Source organism: Oceanobacillus sp. HCA-5259 (assembly GCF_037892815.1).
Taxonomy (GTDB): domain Bacteria; phylum Bacillota; class Bacilli; order Bacillales; family Amphibacillaceae; genus Oceanobacillus; species Oceanobacillus indicireducens.
Map to the genome: position 1 here is coordinate 1 of NZ_JBBKBV010000087.1, position 1,418 is coordinate 1,418.

Here is a 1,418-nt window from a genome sequence, read left to right on the forward strand (position 1 = left end):
ACTCAACTTTCGCAGAGTAAAAATGACATCTAACCTTTATCTGGTAAAGTACTTTTGGAAATTCATTATGGACCTTGACATCTGCCTACTATAAAAAAGAAAAACACCTCCACTTTTGGTATAGTTTAATTGTCTAGAAAAAAACTACCAAATAGAAGAGGTGCCTCCTACTATGATAGCGAATAATGACCAAAATAATCAAATGCCAACCGAATTAAAATCTGGTTTTAATGAATTAGAGATGCTTAAACATTTGCGGAAAGCCGGTATCACCAAAGGATTTGGGTTTTCTTGTGCTTATTTATTTCAGCTCCTATTTTGTTTAATTTTCGAACAGAAAAATTGGTTTCGATTGCTTGAAAGCAAAAAATCAGAAAGTCTGCCAGGGAAAGACACCATCTATCGCTTTTTAAACTATTCCAAGTATAATTGGCGCCGTTTTTTACTTTCACTAAGTGCTTCAACCATTTCTAAAGTAAGTCGGTTGACCAAAAATGATCGTCCAAAAGTGTTAATCGTTGATGACTCTGCCTATGAACGGAACCGGAGTAAGAAAGTAGAATTACTGGCTCGCTGTTTTGATCACGCATCTCAAAAAATGCGTTTTTACAAAGGTTTTCGTATGCTTACGCTTGGTTGGTCGGATGGTGCCACTTTCATGCCAGTCGACTTCTCCTTATTAAGCTCAAAGAAGTCAAAAATCAATGATATTTCGAATAAAGTAGACAAACGCACTTCTGGTTATAAAAGACGGGAAGAAGCCCTACAAACAGCTCCAGAACAACTACCATCTATGATTTCACGGGCACTTTCTGCAGGAATAGACGCATCTTATGTGTTAATGGATAGTTGGTTTACCCAGCAGCCACTGATTCAATCGATTGTGGAACAAGGTATAGACGTGATTGGTATGGTGAAAGCTACCAATCAACGTTATTTAGTTGATGAAAAACGGGTTAATTTAAAAGAACTTTATCGTCTAGCGAAACCAGCATCGGGAAACAAAAGTATCTTGCGCTCTATTCATACAACGATGGCAAACGGAGTACCAGTAAAAGTTGTATTCGTTCGAAATCGCAATAAAAGAAGTGAATGGTTAGCTATCTTAAGTACGGATTGTACGTTAACAGAAACAGAGATTATTCGAATTTACGGAATGCGCTGGGACATTGAAGTCTTTTTCAAGGCGACAAAATCTCTGTTGAAATTACAAAAGGAATTTCAAGGTAGATCCTATGATTCACTAATCAGCCACACGACGATTGTCTTTTCAAGATATATCCTTTTGTCTTGGCAAAACCGCTGTAGTACAGATGACCGCACACTTGGCGGGATGTTTTATGAACTTTGTGACGAAGTAAATGAACTGGATTGGGCAGTTGCATTACAACAACTAATCGAGCTTCTTGAAGATGCTT

The 1,418-nt window shown here is 37.7% G+C and carries 1 protein-coding gene; it reads left to right on the plus strand.

The genetic code is table 11. From position 1 onward, the window contains the following. Nucleotides 1-172: 172 nt before the first annotated feature. On the plus strand, nt 173-1,418 hold a 1,246-nt coding region (locus tag WKU33_RS18865; RefSeq protein ID WP_340456128.1), incomplete at its 3' end, for an IS4 family transposase.